This window comes from Bacillus sp. NH11B, from assembly GCF_001884205.1.
In the GTDB taxonomy this organism is placed as follows: domain Bacteria; phylum Bacillota; class Bacilli; order Bacillales; family Bacillaceae_G; genus Bacillus_A; species Bacillus_A proteolyticus.
Window position 1 is genome coordinate 120255 of sequence record NZ_MAOG01000012.1, and the last position, 22366, is coordinate 142620.

A 22366-nucleotide genomic window follows, 5' to 3' on the forward strand; every position below is an offset into this window, starting at 1 on the left:
ATAATATCCGGGGAGTCCTATTTTATTTATCATCATTGTTCAAGGATCTTCAACCTTTTCTCTACTTGTATAAATAAGCGAATAATTAACAACAGCATAACAATCATAACCGCTATCATTGTATGCGGATATCTAAACAGTATACTAATAACACTTCCGATTAACATCATGATGAAACCATTTTGTTTCATCACTTCTGCACTATACCTATTACCCGCATCCCATAGTTCCTTATTTTTCATAGATCGCTTCGTACGATAACCATATGCCGCATTAATATCCGTTGGTGGATTCTTTTGAAGAATACGTGCGGCAAGTATAAATATAATACCGATCAACATGCTTATTCCTATGTTTACTAGTGCATACATCAATTATATCCACCCCCTAACTTACACCTTCATTATACTATACAATCATTCCAGTTCCAATTATTAACATTTTTATTTTCTCTCTTTCGATGTCTGGAACATGCTTGGAAGTGTTACAAAACGCGCTCCTTTCGTTTTTAACTGCGGAATGATTTTGTCTAGTGCATCGACAGACCCTTGCAAATGTCCACCTGGAGTTGAATGCTGAAGTATGACACTACCTGGAAATGAATTCCCTAACACATTATTTGTAATCGTATCAGCACTTACACCTTTCCAATCAACCGTATCAACACTCCACTGTACAATCATAAAATTTTTCTCAGTTGCCCATTTCAATTGATTTTCAAGTATTTCACCATACGGCGGACGTATAAATTTAGGTGCATAACCAGCTAAACGATTTAATATTTCTTCCGTTTTTATAATTTGATTACGGTACTCATCCTCATTTACTTTCGCTAAATTCGGATGGTTATACGTATGATTACCAATTATATGCCCTTCATTAGCGATACGCTTTACTACATTCGGATACCTTTCTGCATTTTCACCAAGCAGAAAAAAAGTAGCTTTTACATTATGTTGTTTTAACTTATCTAAAATTTTCGGCGTAAATACTAAATCTGGTCCATCATCAAATGTAAGAGCTACTTCCGCTTTATTATATGGACCTGAAAATGCATACGCATATTTTTCAGCCCACGAAAACGGTGTCCATGACCCACGATCCTTTTCTTTCATTTGGACTTCATAATTTTGAGGAACATGTAAAGCGTATGGCAATGAGCTTATATAGTCTCCATAATAAAATGAGTTATATGGCATATAAGCATACGAAACATTTCGCTCTAATCCCCATTGAAATGGAACGAACATCTCTGGTGAATAAAAATAATACATGATAAAAACCTCCCTAAAATTTCATATGTGATTCAGCTGCACTTTGTTAGAGAAATTCTTATTCATGAACAAAAATAAGACTGTCCATAATTAGGACAGTCTTACTACTTTATAAAATTAATATATCGTTGTACTATCTTTCGGAAAAGCTTTCACATGTTTTAAATAGCTCGTCACTTTGTCATCATCATCTTGCGGATATTGATAACCATAAGTGCTAGCAATTTCATTCGCAGCTTCCCTAAATAAATTTCCCATTACAAAGAATGACTCCCATATGTTTTCATATTCAGCATTAGAAAAGGTCCTCTTAAATTGTTGCCATATATCTTTTTCAAAATATTGCTCGAAATGCTTACCAAACTTCCCTGCATTAACTGTAAAGTCTGTTTTCATACCAATATGCCATTCTAGCATTACGATTAACATATCTCGTACTGGCCCTTCAAGCACCCCTTTCGCATAAGAAAGTTCCTCGCGCCACAACCCTTTTCCTACGTTTGTACTGCACCACCAAAATTCATTACAGCAATCTAAAAATTCTTTTTCTGTTGGCTTTTTTATTAAGTAATCTTTATCGCTTGCTGGTGGAAATTCTCCCATACAATTATCTTTATCTAGAAGCAGGTTACTTAAACTATCTTGCCCAACGAATATATCTATCAAATCAACCGGAACTAGTGCTAAATCAATTCGGTTCCCATCCATAAACTGCATTAAATACGGAAACTTCCCGTCTTCATCTGCTGGAAGTAATGACATTTCTTCCGGCATTTGTACAATCATTATCTCTCCAAATCTTTGAATCCAATTATGATTAGACGTAAAAGATTGGATATCTTTTACAACATATATAATATCATAATCTTGAAAACAATCTCTTTTCACATTTGGATTTACACGTGATCCATTCATGATGACTGCTCGAATTCTTTCATCCTCATTTGCTGTATTAATAATTAAGTCTAACATTTCTTTTTCAGTTCTCATCTATTCCTAACCTCCAATTTTTATATAAACTTATATTTTTATGTATGTTGGAGGTCCACGAGCTAGCTGTGTTACACACGATACATGTTATAATTTTTGAAATTTCTTTTTCATCCCTTTTACCTCCTCACATCACTCTTTTACGACTGCCATTATAAATCCATCATACCCTTTACTTCCGACAGTTTGAAGCGCTGTAGCACTTACACGTGGCTCTGCAGCTATCAATTCATAGAAACGACGTATCCCTCGTACACGAGGATCGCTGCTAGTATCGTCAATAACTTCTCCTTCACGTACTACGTTATCCCCAATAATTACGGTACCAGGGCGTGATAGTTTCAGTGCCCATTCAAAATAAGCAGGGTTATTTTGTTTATCTGCATCTATGAAAATAAAATCAAATGGTTCATACTTCTCATTTTCTATTTGCTGTAAAGAATGTAGTGCTAATCCTGTTCGTATTTCAATTTTATCATTCAAATTGGCACGTTCAATATTGCTACGTGCAATTTCGGCATGCTTTTCACTTGCTTCTAATGTAACAATTCGCCCTCCAGATGGCAATGCTCTTGCAAGCCATATCGTGCTATATCCACCTAAAGTACCAATCTCTAAAATGTTACGAGCTCCTTGAATTTGTACTAATAGTTGCAAAAACTTCCCTTGCGTTGGCGATACATCATGTGTTGGCAAATTAGCTGCAGCGTTTACTTGAAGGACTTCTTCTAATGTAGAATCTTTCGGTATTAATACATCACTCATATATTGATCAACAGCCGTCCATTTCTCAATCGTACTCATGTATATACCATCCCCTTAAAGTTTTTAATGCTTTTCTACCATTCACACTTGATTATACCGAAAATTCCGTTTTATATACAAAAAATAAGAAGGAACACCCACTCCATTACAGAATAGATGTCCCTTCTTTGTTGATAAATGTAGACCTTACGGATTAGTAGACCAAAGTCCTGCTGATTTAATAAATGTACGTTTATTTAATTTCAGCTGTGCTACGATAAACTCTGCAATATCTTCTGCTTGCATTACTTTATCAGGATTTCCATCAGTTAACCCTAAATCTACAGCCATATCAGTTGCTACTGTGCTTGGAGTTAAAGCTGTTACACGAATATTATGTTTACGAACTTCCATCGCTAACGATTCTGTTAAACCAAGAACCCCAAATTTAGAAGCACTATATGCACTTGTTACAGGCGCACCTTTTTGTCCTGCTGTAGATGAAATGTTAATAATATCACCAGATTGTTGTTCAATCATGCTTGGTAAAGCGGCGCGAGTTGCATAGTATACACCCATTAAGTTTACTTGAATGATTTTTTCCCAATCTGCAACTTCTAGTTCTAAAAACTTACCGAACTTAGAAATACCAGCGTTATTAATTAAAATATCGATAGATCCTAAACCATTTTTTAAAGTTTCAATTGCAGTCGTTACTTCTTCATATGAAGATACGTCAGCAGTGGCAATAACAGCTTTTACGCCTTCTGCTTCCACTTCTTTCGCAACTGCTTTTAAGTTTTCTTCTGAACGAGCTAAAAGACCTACATTTACGCCCTCTTTCGCTAATGCGATTGCTACAGCGCGACCAATCCCTCTACCTGCTCCTGTAATTAAAGCATTTTTGCCTTGTAATAATTCTGCCAAGTATAACACTCCTTAATCATCTCTGTTGTTTATTATATTAAAATTTTATCTGTGTTTATGTAAAAAGGCAATGATGCACTTTCATGTGCGTAGGTTACCTATAGGTAACTATAGTAGTTATGCATAACATTTTTAAAGAAAAATAGTGTTAGAAGGCTCTCCTCCTAACACTATTTTTCTTCATGATTCGGAATACGCACAATAAATTTTGTACCATTTCCTTCCTCACTCTCGACTTTTATTCCTCCATTATGAAGGTCGAGTACTTTTTTTACAATCGCTAAACCTAAGCCACTCCCTCCATAAGCACGGTTTCGTGAAGAATCAGCTTTATAAAAACGCTCAAAAACATGTTGCTTCTGTTCTTCTGATATACCAATTCCCGTATCATGCATACTTATTTCTACGAACTCCTTATGTTCTTTTAACTGAATCGTAATCGTACCACCACTTGGAGTAAATTTAATACTATTATGAATTAAATTAATCCACACTTGACTCATACTTTCTTGGTCCGCAGTAATTTTCACTTTTTCTAAATCAAGGTCTAACTCAATTTCTTTTTCAGCCCATAGCGGTTCACTATTTAATACAACTTGCTTTAACTGTTGATCTAATCGATAACTCACTCTTTCTGGTGTATACTCTTCTGATTCTAAAAGTGTTAGCTTTAATAGATTTTGACTCAGTTTAGATAATCTCGTTGTTTCAGTTTCAATAATGGTAAGATAATGCTTTCTTTTTTCCTCAGAAAGATTATTATCTTGCAGCGCTCTAGCAAACCCTTTTATAGAAGTTAATGGTGACTGTATTTCATGAGAAACATTCGATACAAATTCCTGGCGCAGTTTCTCCATCGCGTTCAGTTCATCTGTCATATCATTTATACTCTTTACGAGTACACCAATTTCTCCATCATACTTTTCTTCATTTCGTATTTTTACAGAGAAATCTCCTTTTGCAATTTTTTGTATCGGTTCAATAATGGTCCAAATCATCGCCTCTCGCTTCGGTCTCATTAAAATCCCGATTAATGTCCAAATAAGAACAATAAAAACAAAGCCAACCATATCACTAATTAGAAAAGTAATAAAAGGCGATACGTTTATTTCCAGAGCTTTCATTACACTAGACGATACAAAAAAGGCTATAGACCAAATTATAGTAAGAAAAGTAAAGAGTGCTACTATCGCCCCCATTACTTTTAACATCTTCATCTTACTCATTCTTTCTCTTTTTCTCATTTACTTACCTCTATGCGATACCCTAAGCCCCTTATCGTCCTTATACTAAACTTCGATAACTCTTCTTGAAACTTTTCACGCAACCGATTAATATGAACGTCTAGCGTGCGTTCATTCCCTTCAAAATCATATCCCCATACGTCTTCTATTAATTGCTCTCTTGAACAAGTTCTTCCCGCTTTAGATCCTAATGTAAAGAGCAATTCAAATTCTTTTAACGGCAACGTCACCATTTGTTCTCCGGCGTTAACTTCAAATGTTTTACGATTTAACAGTACATTCCCAACTTGAATAGATTGCGATACTGTAATTTGATAACGTTTCAACAATGCCTTCACTCTCACAACTAATTCTAAAGGATCAAATGGTTTTACTAGATAATCATCTGTTCCGAGGTGAAACCCTTTTATCTTTTGAGATGTTTCACCTTTAGCAGTTAACATAAGAATCGGTATATCATAGTATTTTCTTAATTCATAACATAAATCAAATCCATCCATATTTGGCATCATAATATCAAGAATCGCCATATCAACTTTCACTTCTTCTATTCTTCGAAGAGCATCTAATCCATCAACGGCCTCATATGTTTGAAAACCTTCTCTTTCCAAAAATACAGAAACAAGTTCTCTAATGTGCGGATCATCATCTACAATTAATATTTTGGGTATCAAGGAATCATCTCCTTTCTGCTTAACATACTTTTTAGCACTCTAAAATTAACAATCAGTGAAGTTCCCCCTCACTGATTGTTTTCATTCTATAATGCTCCTTCTTTAATTTTCAATTGTTGCATTGCAAATTCACGGTACATGTCATGTGTCCGTAATAACTCATCATGTGAGCCACTTCCTGTAAGATTCCCTTTTTCAATAAAGATAATTTTATCTGCATCTACAACAGTAGAAAGTCTATGCGCAATAACTAAAGTTGTTCTACCTTTCATTAAGTTATTTAACGCCTTCTGAACAACCGATTCGGATTTACTATCAAGACTTGAAGTCGCTTCATCTAACATAAGGATTTGCGGATTTCGTAGTAACGCTCGAGCGATCGCAATTCGTTGTCTTTGCCCTCCAGAAAGCTTCACACCACGCTCTCCAACTTCTGTTGCATATCCGCTTGGTAAATCATGAATAAACGCATCAACATACGCCATCGCTGCCACTTTTTCAATTTCTTCATCCGTCACATCATTCTCAACACCGTAGCAAATATTATCACGAATCGTTCCATCAATTAACGGACTATCTTGTGAAACATAACCAATTTGACGTCGCCATGACTGTAATGAATAGGCCGTAATTGGTTCTTCTCCTAATTTTATTACACCATTAGTCGGCTCATAAAAACGTTCTAATAGCGAGAATAAAGTTGTTTTCCCACTACCACTTGGTCCTACAATCGCTGTTACTTTTCCAGATTCAATCGTGAAATCGATATTTTTCAATACTTTCTCATCTTCGTTATACTCAAAATTCACATTTTCAATAACGATCGACTGCTTTGCATTTGTAACTTCCACACCAGTTTCATGGTCTTCTACTTCATATTCTAAAATCGTATTAATTCTTTCAGTTGCACCAATTGCCTTTTGGAATTGTGTGAAAAACATAGATAATTGACTCATTGGCATTATAATTTGAACTAAATATAAAATAAACGCTACAAGTTCCCCTGTTGTTAATACGCCACTAGAAACTCGCATTCCACCATACCCTACGATAATAACAAGCAACGCCATTAAAACAAACGACATAACTGGTGAAATTAACGCTTGCACTTTTCCTTCTTTCAAACCAAATTGCAATAACTTTTGGATACCTGTATTACCTGTTTCATATTCTCTTTTTTCCGTATTTGAAGATTTCACTAAACGAATTTCTGATAGCACCTGTGTTAACACACTTGTAAAAGAAGCTGTTTCATCTTGAAGTGCTTTTGAAATCTTATACATTTTTCGTCCAAGTGGCACTAAAATTAGTACAGATAATGGAATAACCGTTAAAAGTAATGCTGTCATTTTCCAATCTAAAACAAATAATACAATTAACGATCCAATAATTGAGATACCGCCTGTTAATAAGTTTGACAAATGCTCAGAAATTAATGTTTTCACAACACCTGTATCATTTGTCATACGGCTAATCGTATCGCCTGTTCTATTTTGATCATAATAAGATACTGGTAAAATAAGTACCTTTTTCCACAATCGTTCTCTAAGTCCAGCTACAATTTTTTGTCCAATATAATTCAATAAATAAATTGACAATCCTGCAGCAATTGTTTGCATAATAAAGAATGCGACTAACCCAACAATTTGTCCTGTACTAATTGAGGAAAGCGAAAAATTATCAACTAATCCTTTTGTTAGCATTGGAATAAACAAACTCGCTCCAGTAGAAAGTAAACTCATTAATAATGCAAAAATAAGAATGCCTTTCGGTGGATTTGTATCTTGAATAAGACGTAAAAACTGCCTCCAATTTCCTTTTTTCTTTTCTGTATTCCCAACTTCCATTGTCGTTCATCTCCTCGTTTTCAACAAAACTATGCTTTCTAAAAATAGAATACGATATAAATGTAAACTGAATGTAAACACACTTTTCTATTTTTACAAAATATACATATAAACTCATCTTTACAACAGATATAAATATCTGATATTATTACCTGGTACTTAATATTATTCTATGCAAATGCTAGGCTACGCATAGAATATATATAACGATTTTTCTTAATTAGCCAATTTATAATACTAAATAAATCTCCAGTTACTGAAAGGAGTATCCTTTTTGCAAACAAATAAACATTCTGAAAAGGAAACAATCATTTTTATTCATGGATTAGTTGGAAATCGCCGTGCCTTCAAAAAAGAGCATAAACGATTTTCTGCATCCTACAACATTATAACTTATGACTTATTAGGCCACGGAGATGATAAGGGAGAAGCTATCGACTTTTCAATACAGCGCCTCGTAGATCAATTATTGAATTTGTATGAAAAAGAGGGAATTAAACAGGCTCATATTTGTGCTCTAAGCTATGGCTGTTATATCTCTACGACATTTGCACAAATGCATCCAGAAAAAGTATTGAGCATTTGTCATATTGGTGGACATTATAATAACCCTTCTCGTTTATATAATGTTTTTCAGAATTTTTGGGAAAAACGCGGTGATGAATATTCATCTTGGCTTTCTCAGTATGCTAGTACTATTTTTCCAAGTGGAATACTAAGGGCAAATCCGTTCGCTGTTATTTCACGAAATATTTATTACCGTTTCGGATTACAATTACACTCATCCATTATTGCTGAGTCATTACGACATCGCTTAGAATTCGACTTGAAATCTAAATTAAAAGCACTTCCCCATCCTATATTATGGGTAATGGGAGAACATGATCACCTCTATAAATCTTGTCTATTCGATTTAAAATCTATTCTTCCAAACGTTCTATATAAGGAAATACCTTTAGCAGGACATGCAGCAAACTTATTTCGTCCTAACTATTTCCATGACTTATACGATCGATTTTTAAATGGGAAGTTAAAGTAAAAACTACTACACTTCCAATTTATTTAACTATAAAAAGGCTTCCCAAGTTTCCCCGGAAAGCCTTTTCTTTATACGAAAAGTAGTATATAAACTACTTTTTCTTAGTATGCTTTTGTGTAACCTGTTAGGTGTTTAGCCCAGTAAGAGTTATTAATTGAACTAATTCTTACACCCACACTTTCATTCTCTGCACTAATGAACTGACCGTTTCCTAAGTAAACACCCATGTGAGAAAGACCTGATTTATATGTGTTAGAGAAGTATACTAAATCACCTGGTTGTGGATTGCTAGTTTTTGTTTTAGAGCTCCAGTATCCAGCAACTGTTTGACGAGCGCCTTTATGACCAGTTTGATTTAATACGTAGTGAATGAATCCACTGCAGTCGAAACCAGCAGTAGTTTGACCACCAAATACATATTTTGAACCATTTAAAGATCTAGCGAATCCAGCGATTGAAGATGTATCTCCACCTGTTGGCGCTGTTGGTTTTTGTACTTGGTTTTGTCCTTGGTTCGTACCTTGGTTACCACCAGTAACTACATTGTTCACTCCGCCTTTTACAAACTTAACAAAGTCTGCACTTACGTAACCAGTGCGGCCGTTATGGTTAATTTTATACCAACCATTTTCAGCACCAGTAACGTTTAATACTGTACCATTTGTTACCCCACCAATTACAGGGTTATATGTAGCTGGACCTGTACGTACTTTTAAAGCACCTGTGTTAACAACATATGATCCACCAGTTTGAACTGTAGTAGTATTGTTGTTGTTTGTAGTTGGTTGCTGAGTTTGGTTAGATACAGCTGAACCACCTTTTGTTACGAAGTCTTTACTTACGTATCCAGTTCCACCATTGAAGTTAATTTTAAACCAATCTTGAACTTCACCTACAACTTGAACTGTTTTTCCTTTATTTACAGAACCTAAAACAGTATGAGATGCACTTGGGCCTGTACGTACGTTTAGTGAAGAAACGTTTACTGTGTAAGTACCTGTTCCTTGCTGAACAGTAGTAGTAGTTCCTTTATTGCCACCAGTTGTTACGAAGTCCCCACTTACATAACCTGTTTGACCATTTACACTAACTTTGAACCAACCGTTTTCTTGTCCAATTACTTGAAGTACTTGACCTGCTTTTACTTTAGAAATAACGTTATGTCCTGTACCAGCACCTGAACGTACATTTAATACATCAGCTGTTACTGTGTATTTTAATTCAGAAGTTGTTTCTACCGTTTTTGTTTCAGTTACAGTCGTTTGAGTTTGAGTTTGAGTTTGTCCATTAATTTCTTTTAGCGCATCATTTGAAACTTGTGCATGAGCAGAATCCATTCCAGGAACTGCTACACCTACTACAGATGCTGCTGCTAAACCTGCGATTACTTTTTTCATAAGTTGTCTTTACTTCCTTTCCCTACTATCCTCTTGAGAAAAACTATAAACTTAGTACTTTACAATATTATCAAAGTAAAATATTCATCCAGTTCCATTTTTTAGCAAGAGTTTTATTTTTCACACGTCGTTCATTTTAAACGATTGAAGTGAATTCCGTGTGAACTTCATGTGAACTTTACCATTAAACAGTGTGTTTTTGCAACGATTTTTTCAAATTTATTATGTATTACATCAAGATTTAAATTTTTTTATATTATTTTGATATAGTTTTTACACTTTCTATCTAATATTGAAATTCCATTAATCTAATACATAAACACAATATATTTTTCTAGAAAGTTCTTTTTCATGAGGCACACTCTTATCATGACAAAAAACCTCTTATTTATCAATAGTATAATATTTTAAGAAAATGAATTCTCAATACTATGTATGATTTTAAACAAAGTGATGATTTGTAAGATTTCAAACATGAAATTTCATCCGACTTGAGAGCACTCCCATTTCAAAAACACAATTGATTATTTTGTTTCTCTGCTAAATATGGAATTATTAGGGTTTTGTTGATAGAATATGTATAGTCACATAAAAAGAGGAGTTGCATTTGTGGAAAAAATAATAGACGATCACATAACTAATAATATCGAGCTTTACTATACACTTACTCACTTATTATCTTTTGCAACACTTAAAAAGGTACACGCTATTGAAACAAAGAAAAACGAATTAAAAGAACAGATAAAAACAATACAGCATACAAACTCCTACCATGTATAAAAAGGTGAACAGATTATATCTCTGTTCACCTTCTATTTTTTATTCTATTTGTAAATTTTCACACGAGTTTCTAATGGCTGATATTCTTTATCTCCTGCCGAAACTACCGGTTTACCAAACGGCATTTGCGCAGTTAACTTCCAGTTTTCAGGTACATCCCATTCTTTTCTTACTTCTTCATCAATCAACGGATTATAATGCTGCAATGTAGCACCAAAACCTTCAATCTCTAACGCTGTCCAAATCGCAAATTGCAACATTCCAGAAGATTGCTGAGACCATGTAGGAAAATTATCTTTGTATAGTGCAAAGTTCTCTTGCAAACTTTCTACTACTTTACTATCTTCAAAATACAAAACTGTCCCATAGCCACTTCTAAATGCATTCATTTTCTCTTCCGTAGGTGCAAAATTATTTTCAGGTACAATTTTTCGTAACGTTTCTTTCGTAGCATCCCATAATTTGTCGTGTTGTTCACCTAGTAATACAACAACTCTTGCACTTTGAGAATTAAAAGCCGAAGGTGTATGTTTCACAGCATGATAAATCACTTCTTGAATTCTTTCATCAGAAACTACTTGCTCTTTACTAATCGCGTAAATAGATCTTCTGTCTTCAATTGCTGAGTAAAAATCTTTTGCCATCACAATTCCCTCCAATTTTTATTTGAGGCAATATCATATGTATGAAGCATATAATACCCCTAAACTTATTAATAATAAGTTCTTAACTTAATAATATCAACAAACAAAAACAAACTCAAATGATATCACTTAAGTTTTTACTCCCAATTCGTCAAAGAATAAAAAAAACAGTCTATTGTCACCAACATCAAGGTTCAATAAACTGTCTACTTTATTTTATAACAATCTAATTTACTTCTTTCTTCACCTAATTAAGCAATTGAAATGCATAGGACATTAATTTATTTGTTTCTGTAAAACGTTTTGTTTTACTTTTTGTCCCCATAACAACTGTAATAACGCGATTATCGCCTTGCTTTGCAGTACCTGTAAAACAATACCCTGCGCTATCTGTAAACCCTGTTTTTAAACCGTCTATTCCTTCTATATATAAAGCTTTATTATTTTTGTTTAACATCTCATTTGTGTTTGTAACATTAATATTATTAAATGCTAACTGACTTTGATGTAAGTGAGTCACTTCTAATATCTCCGGGTAGTCTTTTATAAGATGATACGCTAATTTCGCTACGTCAGCTGCTGTCATTTTTGTTTCACTTCCGTCGGGCTCCTGCAATCCGGAAGCATTCGCGAATTTAGCTTTATCTGACATTTCTAACTGCTTTGCTTTTTCGTTCATAAGTTGAACAAAGTTTTTTTCTGTCTTAGCTACATGTTCTGCTAAAGCGACAGCCGAATTATTAGCCGATTCAATCATTAACGCATGATATAAGTCCTTAACAGTTAATGTATCATTTACTTGCATTGGGATTTTTGCACCCTCTGTTTGTGCCGATTTTTCACTTATTTTCACTGGATCTTCCCAGCGGACTTTCCCATTATGTATACTCTCTAAAACGAGATATGCCGTCATCATTTTCGACATACTAGCAGGGGCAACAGCTTCATTTTCATTATTTTGATAAATAACTTCTCCATTACTCGCATCGATAATAATAGCTGCTTTTGCATCAATTTCTGGTGGTATATATTTTGGTGGAACTACTTTTTCAGATAGCCCTGTTTTAGGTAGCTCTGCCACTTGTAAAGGCTGAGTATCTACATTTGTTTCACTCTTTTGAACTCCCTGGAAAAAGAACCAACATATACCCAGAATTACTACTAATAGGATTGTTAATCTTCCCCATTTTAACCACTTCATTCTAAAACTCCTTTAGCAAACCTTTTATACACTCATGTTTAACCATAACAACAATTACTTTATATCGTCAAGGTAAAAAGTATATTTATTCATCTACAGCAATTATTATTTCAACCCCTTTCTCTTTTTCATATGTGTTACACTAAAAATAACGAAATATAAGAATATTCAATAACAAAAAGTTCGAAAACACTATATAATAGAAAGGATTTATACAAATGATACTTCCAAAAGCATTAAAATATGGCGATACAATCGGCATCTACTCTCCCTCTTCACCAGTAACCTATACTTCTCCAAAAAGATTTGAACGAGCAAAATTATACTTACAAAAGAAAGGATTTCGTATTTTAGAAGGCTCACTAACAGGTCAATATGATTATTATCGTTCAGGAAGCATTAAAGATCGTACTGAGGAACTAAATGAATTGATTAGAAACCCAAACGTTTCTTGTATCATGTCAACAATTGGGGGAATGAATTCAAATTCATTATTACCTTATATTGATTATGATTCTTTTAAAAAAAAACCAAAAATAATGATTGGCTATTCAGATGCAACAGCGCTATTACTAGGAATTTATGCAAAAACAGGAATTCCTACATTTTACGGTCCAGCACTCGTTCCTTCTTTTGGTGAATTTGAGCCTTTCGTAGATTGCACGTACAAATATTTTGCGGATACTGTATTAACTGATCAACACCTTCCTTACAACATAAACCAGCCATTATTTTGGTCAGATGAATTTATTAATTGGGAAGAAAAAACGAAAGAAAAAGAACTTCGACCTAACAATTGGATTTCAGTGATCGGTGGAAAAGCTACTGGACGTATTATTGGTGGGAATTTAAACACTATACAAGGTATTTTTGGTAGCCCCTATATGCCACATATTCAAGAAGGTGACATTCTCTTTATTGAAGATAGCTCAAAATTTGCATCTACTATCGAAAGAAGTTTTTCATTACTTAAAATTAACGGCGTTTTTGATAAAGTTTCAGGTATCATCCTTGGAAAACATGAGCAATTCGATGATTGTGGTACAAATCGAAAACCTTACGAAATACTATTAGAAGTATTACAAGATCAAAAAATCCCTTTTTTAGCCGATTTTGATTGTTGTCATACTCATCCAATGATTACTTTACCAATAGGTATTCAAGTAGAGATGGATGCAACAAATAAAACGATACAAATTATAGAACAGTGGAAAATCTAACACTACTACCTCTATTTCAACTCTATAGCTACGTATGACCTTCTATTGTTTTACATTAAAAGACATGATACTATATATTTTGGAATGTGAAGGAATAAACAAAAATCATTTCAATATGCCTTCTATATATAATAAGAAGCTATTGATTATATACATCGAGTTTACATATGTGTATATAAATGTAAAAGAGAGTGAATATATGAAACCAACTATTAAAAACTATGTATTTTTACATGTGGCCTTCTTGATATATTCTATCATTATGGTTTACATGAAATGGGCAGCTCAATTCCCTATTGCATCAATTTCATTTTTTATTGCTTACTTTGGACTTGTTGTACTTTTATTCGGATATGCAATTCTATGGCAACAAGTCATTAAGAATTTTGAAATTTCTAAAGCATATTCACACCGCGGAATTATAATACTGTGGTCTATGCTATGGTCAGTATTCCTATTCGGAGATAAGATACATTGGAATCACATACTTGGTGCAGCTATTATTATCGTCGGGATTGTGGTGGTGACAAAAGATGAATAGTTATATGTTATTATTTATTTTCGGGATAATTTTAGCCAATTACTCACAAATATTATTAAAAAAGGCTACTTTACAACAATACGATTCTAGAATAAAAGAATATGTGAATCCTTATGTTATCATCGGCTACTTTTTATTTGTAATTAACGCCGGATTGAATGTGATCGCTCTAAAAGGCTTGGCATTAAAGCAAGTATCTGCATTAGAATCATTAAGTTATATCATTATATTAATTTTCGGTTGGTACTTCCTAGGGGAGAAAATAACGAAACGAAAAGTCATTGGCAATATTATTATTGTCATTGGTGTAATCGTCTATTGTATACAATAGCAAAAGGATCCGTTTATGATAAACGGATCCTTTTGCTATTGCCCTAAGTTTTGAACCTTATCTTTCAAATCACGAACTTGTTCTATCGTCTGCATAAGCTCGGAGTCTTTAAACTGCTCTACATTCATTTTTCCTTCCTCTATCTTTTGCATAGATGTATCAATTAATGTATTTAACTTTTCATTATATCCGACGATTTGCTGGTGAAGATCCTTCGCTACATCCGGTGGTGTTAATTCATTAAAAGCTGGTATATCTTGTTTAATTTCAGTAAGTTTCGTTTCTAGTTCTTTTCGAGCTTCTCCATCATTAACAGCCTTTTCAGCTAATGCTGGTGCTTCATTTGCAAATGCACTTATTTCATTTACATAGTCTGTCGCTTTTTGAGCATAATCTATAGAGTTCTTCCCTCCCTCTACTAGCGAACATCCCATCAACCCAATTGAAACTACAATTGAAAGTAGCATTGTTTTTGTAAACTTCATTTTGACCTCCTAAATAATTATCATACTTTTATTCATTTATAAACACTTTATTTTCTTCTTATACACCTTATCGCATCATATCTTATTTTTTAATCTTTCTCTTATACATTCTAGAAAAATCATTATTATCCTGTTCAACATGTACTTCGAACAATTTATCATACATTTTTTCATTTTCACCTCGAAACTATCTTCATTTAAATATAAAAACAGACATACTTATTTTAAGTACATCTGTTTTCGAGGTACGTATAACTCTCACTAATTAAAGTTTCTCTTTATCCACTTACATGTCCTATGATCGTTACAATATCTATTTCTATATGTACACTAATAATATCTTCTATAATGTCCGTATATCCTTGGCCTAAAGGTGTTCCATAATGTAATATAATCCCCTTTTTTTCATAAACTGACTTCGGTACAGTAAAAATAAATTTCCTCATATTCCGTTCATCAGCAGGCTCCATAATTAACACAATGCCATCCTCTTCAAACATATAATCACGCCTTCCAACATTCCTTTCACTATGGCTCAGTATTGCCTTGAAAGACTAGGTTTTAAACACCCTTTCTAACAATATATAACCATTCCATGTTCAACTAGCTTATACGCCCTATATGATTTGACCACAAATAAAAAAAACACAAACCTTGAACTGTCAAGAATTTGTGTTTTTCTTCCTTTTATAATTTCACTTTATCGAGCTCATATAGGCTACGATATTTCTCATTTTCTTTCAGTAACTGTTCATGGCTACCTTGCATAGCGATTTGACCACTATCAAGGAAAATAACTTCATCTACATGTTCAATTCCTACAAGGTGATGTGTAATCCAGAGAACAGTCTTTTCTTCTGTTGCAGAAAACATTGTTTCTATTAAGGCTAATTCCGTTTTAGGATCTAAACCGATAGTCGGTTCATCAAGTACAATAATTGGTGTTTCTTGCATAAGGGTTCTTGCAAATGCTACCCTTTGCCTTTCTCCGCCAGAAAACCTCTTTCCCATTTCATGCATTTTTGTTTGTAATCCATCAGGAAGAGATGCAATATGTGAAGCTAGCTGTGCTTTCTCTAAAGCTTTCCATATCTCTTCATCATTAGCCTCTGGTTTACCGATTCGCACATTATTTCCAATTGACGTATCGAACAAATGCGGTTTTTGATTTAATACAGAAATATATTCGGATAAAAGATTCGTATGCGCTTGTTCACCATTCAATAAAACTTGGCCATTTACCGGACTTAACGCCCCTGTTAACAATTTTAGTAAAGTAGATTTCCCTGTCCCACTTCTACCTAAAATAGCAATTTTCTTTCCTGCTTTTATTTGTAACGATATGTCTTTTAATACAGTCTCGTTACTATCTGGGTAACTATACGATATATGATTCAGTTCAATATCTACATGTTTTGGTGCAACGTAATCTTTATCTCCATGCAAATCCATTTCATCATGTAAAACACTATCACTTTCTACACCATTAAGACGATGAGCAGATTCTACATACAATGGGATTCGATCGATGGCATCTGAAATAGGAATAAGCGCATTCGTTACCGATAAAGTCATTAATACGAAGGCCGCGATAACTGTAGGAGCAATTTGTTCCCTTGCCGCTTCATTCCCAGTCCATATAATCATTGAAATAACTACAATACCTACTACTAAATGAATGAGACTGTCTCGAATATGATACCAGCGTTTCACTCTCTTCTCTGTTTTTAACAATTGATCATTTTGCTCTACATACGCATTAATAAATTCATTTTTTCTACCACTCGCCTGCCAATCAGATAACCCAAATACTGCATCTGTCAATTGTTGATACAAACGATTTCTTCCTTGCTTCAAAGCGATATGATTTTGTTTCATTAAAAGCAGTGATACAAAGGGAAGAAGAAAAACGATAATAGCTAACATACAGCCTGCAATGAGTGCGAATACTAAATCAAATGCACCGATAACAAGTACGAAGATGCTATATACAACTAGCGCTAATATACTAGGAAATATTGTTCGTAAATATAGATTCTGTAAATGTTCAATATCCTCAGACAATACACCTAGTACATCACCAGTTTGAAAGCGTGAGCGGAAGAATAACGCCTGTGGTTCTACAATTCTATATAGTTTCGTTCTCATTTTTTCTAATATACGTAGTACAACATCATGCCCAACTAAACGCTCTAAATAATGAAAGACCGCTTGCCCTATACTAAATGCACGCGTTGCAACAATAGGAACATATACAGCCATTACATTTTCTGGTCTGAGAGCAGATTTAGATATTAAATAACCTGAAATAAAAAGCAACATCGCACCCGAACTAACTCCAAGAAGTCCAAGGAAAATAGTCAAAGTCATTCTACCTTTATTTTGCTGTATATAAGGCTTAATCCAGTTACTCATCGCTCTCCCCTCTCTTCGCTATGAAAATGTAATGTCTCATTCGTTAAAAGTTCTTCATATGTTCCGCTTTCTATAATTTTCCCTTTATTTAAAATAAGAATATGATCCATTTGCTTCATCCAATGTAGACGATGTGTTGCAAGAAATACTAACTTTCCTTCAAACAGATGTAACATCGATTGCTTTATTTCAAATTCAGTTTCAATATCAAGATGTGCTGTAGGTTCATCTAATAAAATGATTGGCTTTTTACTTAAAAGTGCACGTGCCATAGCGACACGTTGTTCTTGTCCGCCGCTAAGCATACGCCCACCTTCTCCAATTATTTCATACATCCCATTGGGTAATGATGCAACGAGCGAACGAAGACCTACTTCATTAATAACTCTCTCAACTTCTTCATCAGTTGTATTTGTTTCATAGAAACAAATATTATCTTTTAATGAAAGCGGAAAAATATATGGTTGCTGCGGGATATAAGCAATATTCTTTTGCCAATCTTCACGAGTAGATCCGTCAATTTCAACACCATTTACTAACATCTTCCCAGCCGAAGGAGATAAAAATCCTGCTAATACATCGATTAACGTTGATTTCCCTGCCCCACTTTCACCAATAACGCCTATAGCACCGTTACCTTGCCAAGTAAAATCGATTCCCTCCAACATAGCCTTTTCAGATTCATCATTATTTACTTTTACATCTTTTAATTTCAAGCTACTAGAGGAGTTCCATACTATATCTACATTTGAATCTTTCATTTCTATTCCTTTTTGCTTCTGTAAAATCTCTTCTATTTGCTCGATCGCAAGTTGTCCATCTAATGTAGCATGATAATTCGCTCCAACTTGCTTAATCGGCAGAAAATATTCCGGCGCTAAAATTAAAATTGTAAGAGCTGGTAACAGTATAATCGTCCCATCTATTAACCGTATTCCTAACCCGACTGCTACAAATGCAATTGATAAACTCGTAAAGAAATCTAATGCAAAAGAAGAAAGAAAAGCAACTCGCAAAGTACGCATCGTTGCTTTTCTATATCGTTTACTTACTTTTTCAATCTTTCCTTCGTGCTGTTTACTTTTCCCTAAATACTTTAATGTTTCTAACCCTTTTAATGTATCTACAAAATGATTAGAAAGTACACGATATGTTTCATATTGGCTATCCGCCATTTTCTGCGCTGCTAATCCTAAAAGGATCATAAATATAATCACAATAGGAATCGTTACAACTAAAATGATTCCTGACTTAATGTCCAGTGTAAAAACATATAGAACAATTAGTCCTGGTACGATACTACTTCTAATCATTTTAGGAATTGTCAATTCAATATATGTTTTGAATTTCTCTATACCTTCAATCGATAAAGTAACCAAATGACCAGTTCCATTCGTTTGGACAAATCTCGGCCCTAATGTAAAATACGCTTCTATTAGTTGTTTACGTAATGCCAATCCTGTTTTTTCAGCGAAACGCTCAACCAATATTTGCGATGTTCGCACCAACATTTGGCGTACTGCAAACGTAATCCCAAAATACACAGTTTCATTTAGCACAGCTTGCACTGTTTCTCCATGAAATAAAAATGTGATTGCTCGTGCTAAAAACACTGTCTGTGCAATAATACTACACGCCTCTAAAATGCTAATAAAGGTTAAAGTTACATATAAAACTCGGCTACCAGGATACGACGGAAGTCCTCTTTTTCTTTTCATTAGTACTCCAAATCTTTGTCTGACTTAACAGGTTGTCTAAATACATAGAAACTCCATATTTGACTACCGATAACAAACGGTAAAATAGCAAGAGAAAAATAGCTCATCAGTTTTAATGCATAAGGTCCTGATGCCGCATTATAAATTGTCAAATCATTCGCCGCTCCTAATGAGCTAATCATGACACGCGGGAACATACCGATAAACACACTTGCACTTAGCAAAATGATTGTTAAACTCGTCATAAAGAAAGCCCAACCATCTCTTCTTCTTTTATTTAATAAAGTAGAAACAAATAGCGCTACAAAAGCTCCAATCGGCACCATTAGCCACTCTGAACCATGTGCTGTGAAAATATCTGTTTTCCATAACCCTACACCTGCAAAAATAAGAAGTGTTATTAATGCAAAAGGTGCAATCTTTGTTGCGGCAATACGTGCGCGTTCTCGTAATGTACCTGTTGTACGTATAGTAAGAAATTGCAAACCATGAACAATACATAGAAGAAGAAACATAACTCCTCCAAGTAACGCAAATGGGTGAAGTAATTTCACGAATCCGCCTACCATATTTTTACTTTCATCAATTGGTACACCTACCATGAAGTTTGCAATTGCAACTCCCCAAAGTATAGGAGGGAGCATACTTCCAAGAAACATACCCCAATCCCAGAAACTTTTCCACTTATGATTTTCTATTTTCGCACGGAACTTAAAGGAAACGCCTCTTATAATTAAAGCAAGAAGCATAAACACAAACGGAATATAGAACCCACTAAATAAAGTTGCATACCAGTGCGGAAATGCCGCAAACATAGCACCACCAGCACAAACAAGCCATACTTCATTTGCGTGCCAAAACGGTCCAATTGTATTTAAATATATACGCTTTTCTAAATCGTTCTTTCCTAAAAACCTTGAAACTATTCCTACACCAAAATCGAAACCTTCAAGTACAAAGAATCCAACGAATAAAGTTGAAATAATTAGAAACCATAACTCATTAAGAGATAACATACTCTTCCTCCTTATCAAATGGATCATGGCTTTGATAATCCTTTTTCGCTTTCTTATTCGCATGACCTTTAATGATACGAACGAATAAGTAAATAGAAATTCCTCCGATAATTAAATATAGTGATGTGAATGAAATAAGAGAGAATAATACTTCTCCAAAAGTAACGTTTGGAGATACAGCATCTTCTGTTTTCATAACACCGAAGACAACCCACGGCTGACGTCCCATTTCGGTCATAACCCATCCTACTGTATTACCGATAAACGGTAGTGCAATTGCATATACCATTATTTTTAAATACCAAGGTTTTTCAGTTAAGCGATCTTTTCTTGATAAGAACCAGCCGTACGCTCCTAGAAGAAGCATAAATGTTCCACTCATTACCATCGCTCTAAAACTCCAGAACATAGTATGTACTGGCGGAATATAATCTCCAGGTCCATATTTTTCTTCATATTGTTTTTGAATTTGATTCATCCCTTCTACTTGACCACTAAATTTATCGTATGACAATAGACTTAACATGTAAGGAATTTGAATTTCAAACGAATTTTCTTTCTTCTCTGTATCAATTTTCGCAAATACTGTAAATGGCGCTGGGTCCTCACTCGTATTCCATAACGCTTCAGCTGCGGCCATTTTCATCGGATGTGTCTTAATTAAATTTTGCGCTTGTGCATGACCGAAAAATAATACCAATGCTGTTGAAATTGTTCCAACAACGATAGAAACTCGGAAAGACTTCTTAAACACTTCCGTCTCTTGTTGTTTTGCAATTTTCCATGCACTGACACCAGCAATAAAGAATGCGCCTGTTGCAAGTGCCGCTGTAATTGTATGCGGGAATTGCACCCATAATTGTGGATTTTGAATAATCGCCAAGAAATCATTCATTTGTGCACGCCCATCTGCTGCCATTTCATATCCTACTGGAGCTTGCATAAATGCATTTGCAGTTAAAATCCAAAATGCTGATAACATTGTTCCTATTGAGAGGAGCCAAATACATAAAAGGTGAACTCGCTTCGGAAGTTTATCCTCACCGAATACCCATAAACCTAGGAATGTAGACTCAATGAAAAATGCTAATAAACCTTCAATTGCCAGTGACGGTCCGAAAACATCACCAACAAAACGTGAATATGTTGACCAGTTCATACCAAACTGAAATTCTTGTAAAATACCTGTTACAACACCTACTGCAAAGTTAACAAGGAATATTTGTGTCCAAAACTTTGTCATCTTCTTATAAACTTCTTGTCCCTTTACCACATACAACGTTTGCATTAACGCAATGATAAAAGCTAAACCAATAGATAGCGGAACGAAAAAGTAATGAAAAATCGTTGTAGATGCAAATTGTATTCGTGCCAATTCGAGCGTTTCCATGCTAAATTCACTTCCTTCATAATTTTTTATATCGTAATATTGATTGAATTCACTTCATAACGAACAATTCAATCATTTGGAAATACAAAAAGATAAATTCGTTTATGTACTTTCTGAAAATATAGATTGTCAGTTTTTTAGATAATTACAAAAGAACTTTCTTCATACGATTTACCTTTTCACTATTTCAGTAGTGTTTTATTCGTTAATCGAATTGTATAATATACTTACATAATAAATTCAGGTGATTTTTGACGTATTATTGACAGGATTTTGTCTGAAATATGTCTTTTGTAATTTTTTCGAATTAGATTTCTCACATTTAAAAAACGTGTTTTTCAAACATACAACATACTCTTATATCAATAATATTACGTTTTTCTCTTCATACGCTTGACTTTCCTCTTAAAAAATGTCCTCAAATCAAACCTGGAAATACGCTACATTTTTGTCAAGAGAAAAATGTATTTCTAAAATTCAAATTAAGAA

General features: G+C 34.2%; 22 protein-coding genes. 5 read left to right on the forward strand and 17 right to left on the reverse strand.

The window, feature by feature from the left end:
* Nucleotides 1-32 precede the first annotated feature (32 nt).
* From BAU27_RS01790 to BAU27_RS01825, 8 genes are all read right to left on the reverse strand, one after another.
* A complete protein-coding gene (locus tag BAU27_RS01790; protein WP_071745665.1) occupies nt 33-371 on the reverse strand; it encodes an SdpI family protein in 339 nt (112 codons plus the stop codon).
* Between the two features lie 72 nt (nt 372-443).
* Nucleotides 444-1274 carry a peptidoglycan-N-acetylglucosamine deacetylase gene (locus BAU27_RS01795; protein WP_071769968.1) on the reverse strand — a complete coding sequence of 277 codons (831 nt, stop codon included), beginning with the start codon at nt 1272-1274 and terminating at the stop codon, nt 444-446.
* A 117-nt stretch (nt 1275-1391) separates the two neighbouring features.
* Nucleotides 1392-2264, reverse strand: a complete 873-nt coding sequence (locus BAU27_RS01800) for an aminoglycoside 6-adenylyltransferase (RefSeq protein WP_071769969.1) — start codon at nt 2262-2264, stop codon at nt 1392-1394.
* A 132-nt stretch (nt 2265-2396) separates the two neighbouring features.
* Nucleotides 2397-3068, reverse strand: coding sequence for an O-methyltransferase (locus BAU27_RS01805; RefSeq protein ID WP_071745668.1), 672 nt, complete (start codon nt 3066-3068; stop codon nt 2397-2399).
* 147 nt (nt 3069-3215) lie between these two features.
* Nucleotides 3216-3935, reverse strand: coding sequence for a 3-ketoacyl-ACP reductase (locus BAU27_RS01810; RefSeq protein WP_002012353.1), 720 nt, complete (start codon nt 3933-3935; stop codon nt 3216-3218).
* Nucleotides 3936-4105: 170 nt separating this feature from the next.
* Entirely contained in the window at nt 4106-5179 is a 1074-nt protein-coding gene (gene hitS, locus BAU27_RS01815) for an envelope stress sensor histidine kinase HitS (protein ID WP_071769970.1), read from the reverse strand.
* Nucleotides 5176-5853 carry an envelope stress response regulator transcription factor HitR gene (gene hitR, locus BAU27_RS01820; protein ID WP_071769971.1) on the reverse strand — a complete coding sequence of 226 codons (678 nt, stop codon included), beginning with the start codon at nt 5851-5853 and terminating at the stop codon, nt 5176-5178. Before hitR ends, hitS begins: the two co-directional genes overlap by 4 nt.
* Before the next feature lie 86 nt (nt 5854-5939).
* A complete protein-coding gene (locus BAU27_RS01825; RefSeq protein ID WP_071745672.1) occupies nt 5940-7700 on the reverse strand; it encodes an ABC transporter ATP-binding protein in 1761 nt (586 codons plus the stop codon).
* Between the two features lie 274 nt (nt 7701-7974).
* Here BAU27_RS01825 and BAU27_RS01830 point away from each other — a divergent pair, with 274 nt between their 5' ends.
* Nucleotides 7975-8739: an alpha/beta fold hydrolase gene (locus tag BAU27_RS01830; protein ID WP_071769972.1), complete on the forward strand. Its 765-nt coding sequence runs from the start codon at nt 7975-7977 to the stop codon at nt 8737-8739.
* A 101-nt stretch (nt 8740-8840) separates the two neighbouring features.
* Here BAU27_RS01830 and entFM read toward each other — a convergent pair whose 3' ends face one another.
* Nucleotides 8841-10136: an enterotoxin EntFM gene (gene entFM, locus BAU27_RS01835; RefSeq protein ID WP_071745674.1), complete on the reverse strand. Its 1296-nt coding sequence runs from the start codon at nt 10134-10136 to the stop codon at nt 8841-8843.
* Nucleotides 10137-10745: 609 nt separating this feature from the next.
* On the opposite strand from entFM, the gene BAU27_RS32180 reads away from it, so the two are divergent.
* Nucleotides 10746-10916, forward strand: coding sequence for a hypothetical protein (locus tag BAU27_RS32180; protein WP_083595834.1), 171 nt, complete (start codon nt 10746-10748; stop codon nt 10914-10916).
* Nucleotides 10917-10960: 44 nt separating this feature from the next.
* Here the strand turns inward: BAU27_RS32180 and BAU27_RS01840 are convergent, their stop codons facing one another.
* Nucleotides 10961-11560 (reverse strand): nitroreductase family protein, encoded by a 600-nt coding sequence (locus BAU27_RS01840; RefSeq protein WP_071745675.1) that lies wholly within the window; start codon nt 11558-11560, stop codon nt 10961-10963.
* Nucleotides 11561-11807: 247 nt separating this feature from the next.
* Nucleotides 11808-12761, reverse strand: coding sequence for a D-alanyl-D-alanine carboxypeptidase family protein (locus tag BAU27_RS01845; protein WP_071769973.1), 954 nt, complete (start codon nt 12759-12761; stop codon nt 11808-11810).
* A gap of 218 nt (nt 12762-12979) precedes the next feature.
* Here BAU27_RS01845 and BAU27_RS01850 point away from each other — a divergent pair, with 218 nt between their 5' ends.
* From BAU27_RS01850 to BAU27_RS01860, 3 genes are all read left to right on the forward strand, one after another.
* Nucleotides 12980-13981, forward strand: a complete 1002-nt coding sequence (locus BAU27_RS01850; RefSeq protein WP_071745677.1) for a S66 family peptidase — start codon at nt 12980-12982, stop codon at nt 13979-13981.
* A gap of 199 nt (nt 13982-14180) precedes the next feature.
* Nucleotides 14181-14522: an EamA family transporter gene (locus BAU27_RS01855; protein WP_000805129.1), complete on the forward strand. Its 342-nt coding sequence runs from the start codon at nt 14181-14183 to the stop codon at nt 14520-14522.
* Nucleotides 14515-14853, forward strand: coding sequence for an EamA family transporter (locus tag BAU27_RS01860; protein ID WP_071769974.1), 339 nt, complete (start codon nt 14515-14517; stop codon nt 14851-14853). The genes BAU27_RS01855 and BAU27_RS01860 overlap by 8 nt, the downstream gene beginning before the upstream one ends.
* A 35-nt stretch (nt 14854-14888) precedes the next feature.
* On the opposite strand, the gene BAU27_RS01865 is transcribed toward BAU27_RS01860, so the two are convergent.
* The 6 genes from BAU27_RS01865 to cydA form a co-directional block, all read right to left on the reverse strand.
* Nucleotides 14889-15338 (reverse strand): DUF6376 family protein, encoded by a 450-nt coding sequence (locus BAU27_RS01865; RefSeq protein ID WP_071745678.1) that lies wholly within the window; start codon nt 15336-15338, stop codon nt 14889-14891.
* Between the two features lie 278 nt (nt 15339-15616).
* Nucleotides 15617-15838: a hypothetical protein gene (locus tag BAU27_RS01870; RefSeq protein ID WP_071745679.1), complete on the reverse strand. Its 222-nt coding sequence runs from the start codon at nt 15836-15838 to the stop codon at nt 15617-15619.
* A gap of 187 nt (nt 15839-16025) precedes the next feature.
* Nucleotides 16026-17753, reverse strand: coding sequence for a thiol reductant ABC exporter subunit CydC (gene cydC / locus BAU27_RS01875; RefSeq protein WP_071745680.1), 1728 nt, complete (start codon nt 17751-17753; stop codon nt 16026-16028).
* On the reverse strand, nt 17750-19471 hold the full coding sequence (cydD, locus tag BAU27_RS01880) for a thiol reductant ABC exporter subunit CydD (protein WP_071769975.1): 1722 nt from the start codon (nt 19469-19471) through the stop codon (nt 17750-17752). Before cydD ends, cydC begins: the two co-directional genes overlap by 4 nt.
* On the reverse strand, nt 19471-20487 hold the full coding sequence (gene cydB, locus BAU27_RS01885; protein WP_071745682.1) for a cytochrome d ubiquinol oxidase subunit II: 1017 nt from the start codon (nt 20485-20487) through the stop codon (nt 19471-19473). The genes cydD and cydB overlap by 1 nt, the downstream gene beginning before the upstream one ends.
* Nucleotides 20474-21877, reverse strand: coding sequence for a cytochrome ubiquinol oxidase subunit I (gene cydA, locus BAU27_RS01890; RefSeq protein ID WP_071745683.1), 1404 nt, complete (start codon nt 21875-21877; stop codon nt 20474-20476). The genes cydB and cydA overlap by 14 nt, the downstream gene beginning before the upstream one ends.
* Nucleotides 21878-22366: the final 489 nt, after the last annotated feature.

What these genes read in the sequence shown, in the direction of transcription:
- cydA (WP_071745683.1), bottom strand. Translation starts at nt 21,877, where the DNA reads ATGGAAACGCTCGAATTGGCACGAATACAATTTGCATCTACAACGATT.
- BAU27_RS01855 (WP_000805129.1), top strand. Translation starts at nt 14,181, where the DNA reads ATGAAACCAACTATTAAAAACTATGTATTTTTACATGTGGCCTTCTTG.
- BAU27_RS01845 (WP_071769973.1), bottom strand. Translation starts at nt 12,761, where the DNA reads ATGAAGTGGTTAAAATGGGGAAGATTAACAATCCTATTAGTAGTAATT.
- BAU27_RS01840 (WP_071745675.1), bottom strand. Translation starts at nt 11,560, where the DNA reads ATGGCAAAAGATTTTTACTCAGCAATTGAAGACAGAAGATCTATTTAC.
- cydB (WP_071745682.1), bottom strand. Translation starts at nt 20,487, where the DNA reads ATGTTATCTCTTAATGAGTTATGGTTTCTAATTATTTCAACTTTATTC.
- BAU27_RS01865 (WP_071745678.1), bottom strand. Translation starts at nt 15,338, where the DNA reads ATGAAGTTTACAAAAACAATGCTACTTTCAATTGTAGTTTCAATTGGG.
- BAU27_RS01825 (WP_071745672.1), bottom strand. Translation starts at nt 7,700, where the DNA reads ATGGAAGTTGGGAATACAGAAAAGAAAAAAGGAAATTGGAGGCAGTTT.
- cydC (WP_071745680.1), bottom strand. Translation starts at nt 17,753, where the DNA reads ATGAGTAACTGGATTAAGCCTTATATACAGCAAAATAAAGGTAGAATG.
- BAU27_RS01790 (WP_071745665.1), bottom strand. Translation starts at nt 371, where the DNA reads ATGTATGCACTAGTAAACATAGGAATAAGCATGTTGATCGGTATTATA.
- hitS (WP_071769970.1), bottom strand. Translation starts at nt 5,179, where the DNA reads ATGAGAAAAAGAGAAAGAATGAGTAAGATGAAGATGTTAAAAGTAATG.
- BAU27_RS01850 (WP_071745677.1), top strand. Translation starts at nt 12,980, where the DNA reads ATGATACTTCCAAAAGCATTAAAATATGGCGATACAATCGGCATCTAC.
- entFM (WP_071745674.1), bottom strand. Translation starts at nt 10,136, where the DNA reads ATGAAAAAAGTAATCGCAGGTTTAGCAGCAGCATCTGTAGTAGGTGTA.
- BAU27_RS01795 (WP_071769968.1), bottom strand. Translation starts at nt 1,274, where the DNA reads ATGTATTATTTTTATTCACCAGAGATGTTCGTTCCATTTCAATGGGGA.
- BAU27_RS01870 (WP_071745679.1), bottom strand. Translation starts at nt 15,838, where the DNA reads ATGTTTGAAGAGGATGGCATTGTGTTAATTATGGAGCCTGCTGATGAA.
- BAU27_RS01805 (WP_071745668.1), bottom strand. Translation starts at nt 3,068, where the DNA reads ATGAGTACGATTGAGAAATGGACGGCTGTTGATCAATATATGAGTGAT.
- BAU27_RS01860 (WP_071769974.1), top strand. Translation starts at nt 14,515, where the DNA reads ATGAATAGTTATATGTTATTATTTATTTTCGGGATAATTTTAGCCAAT.
- cydD (WP_071769975.1), bottom strand. Translation starts at nt 19,471, where the DNA reads ATGAAAAGAAAAAGAGGACTTCCGTCGTATCCTGGTAGCCGAGTTTTA.
- BAU27_RS01800 (WP_071769969.1), bottom strand. Translation starts at nt 2,264, where the DNA reads ATGAGAACTGAAAAAGAAATGTTAGACTTAATTATTAATACAGCAAAT.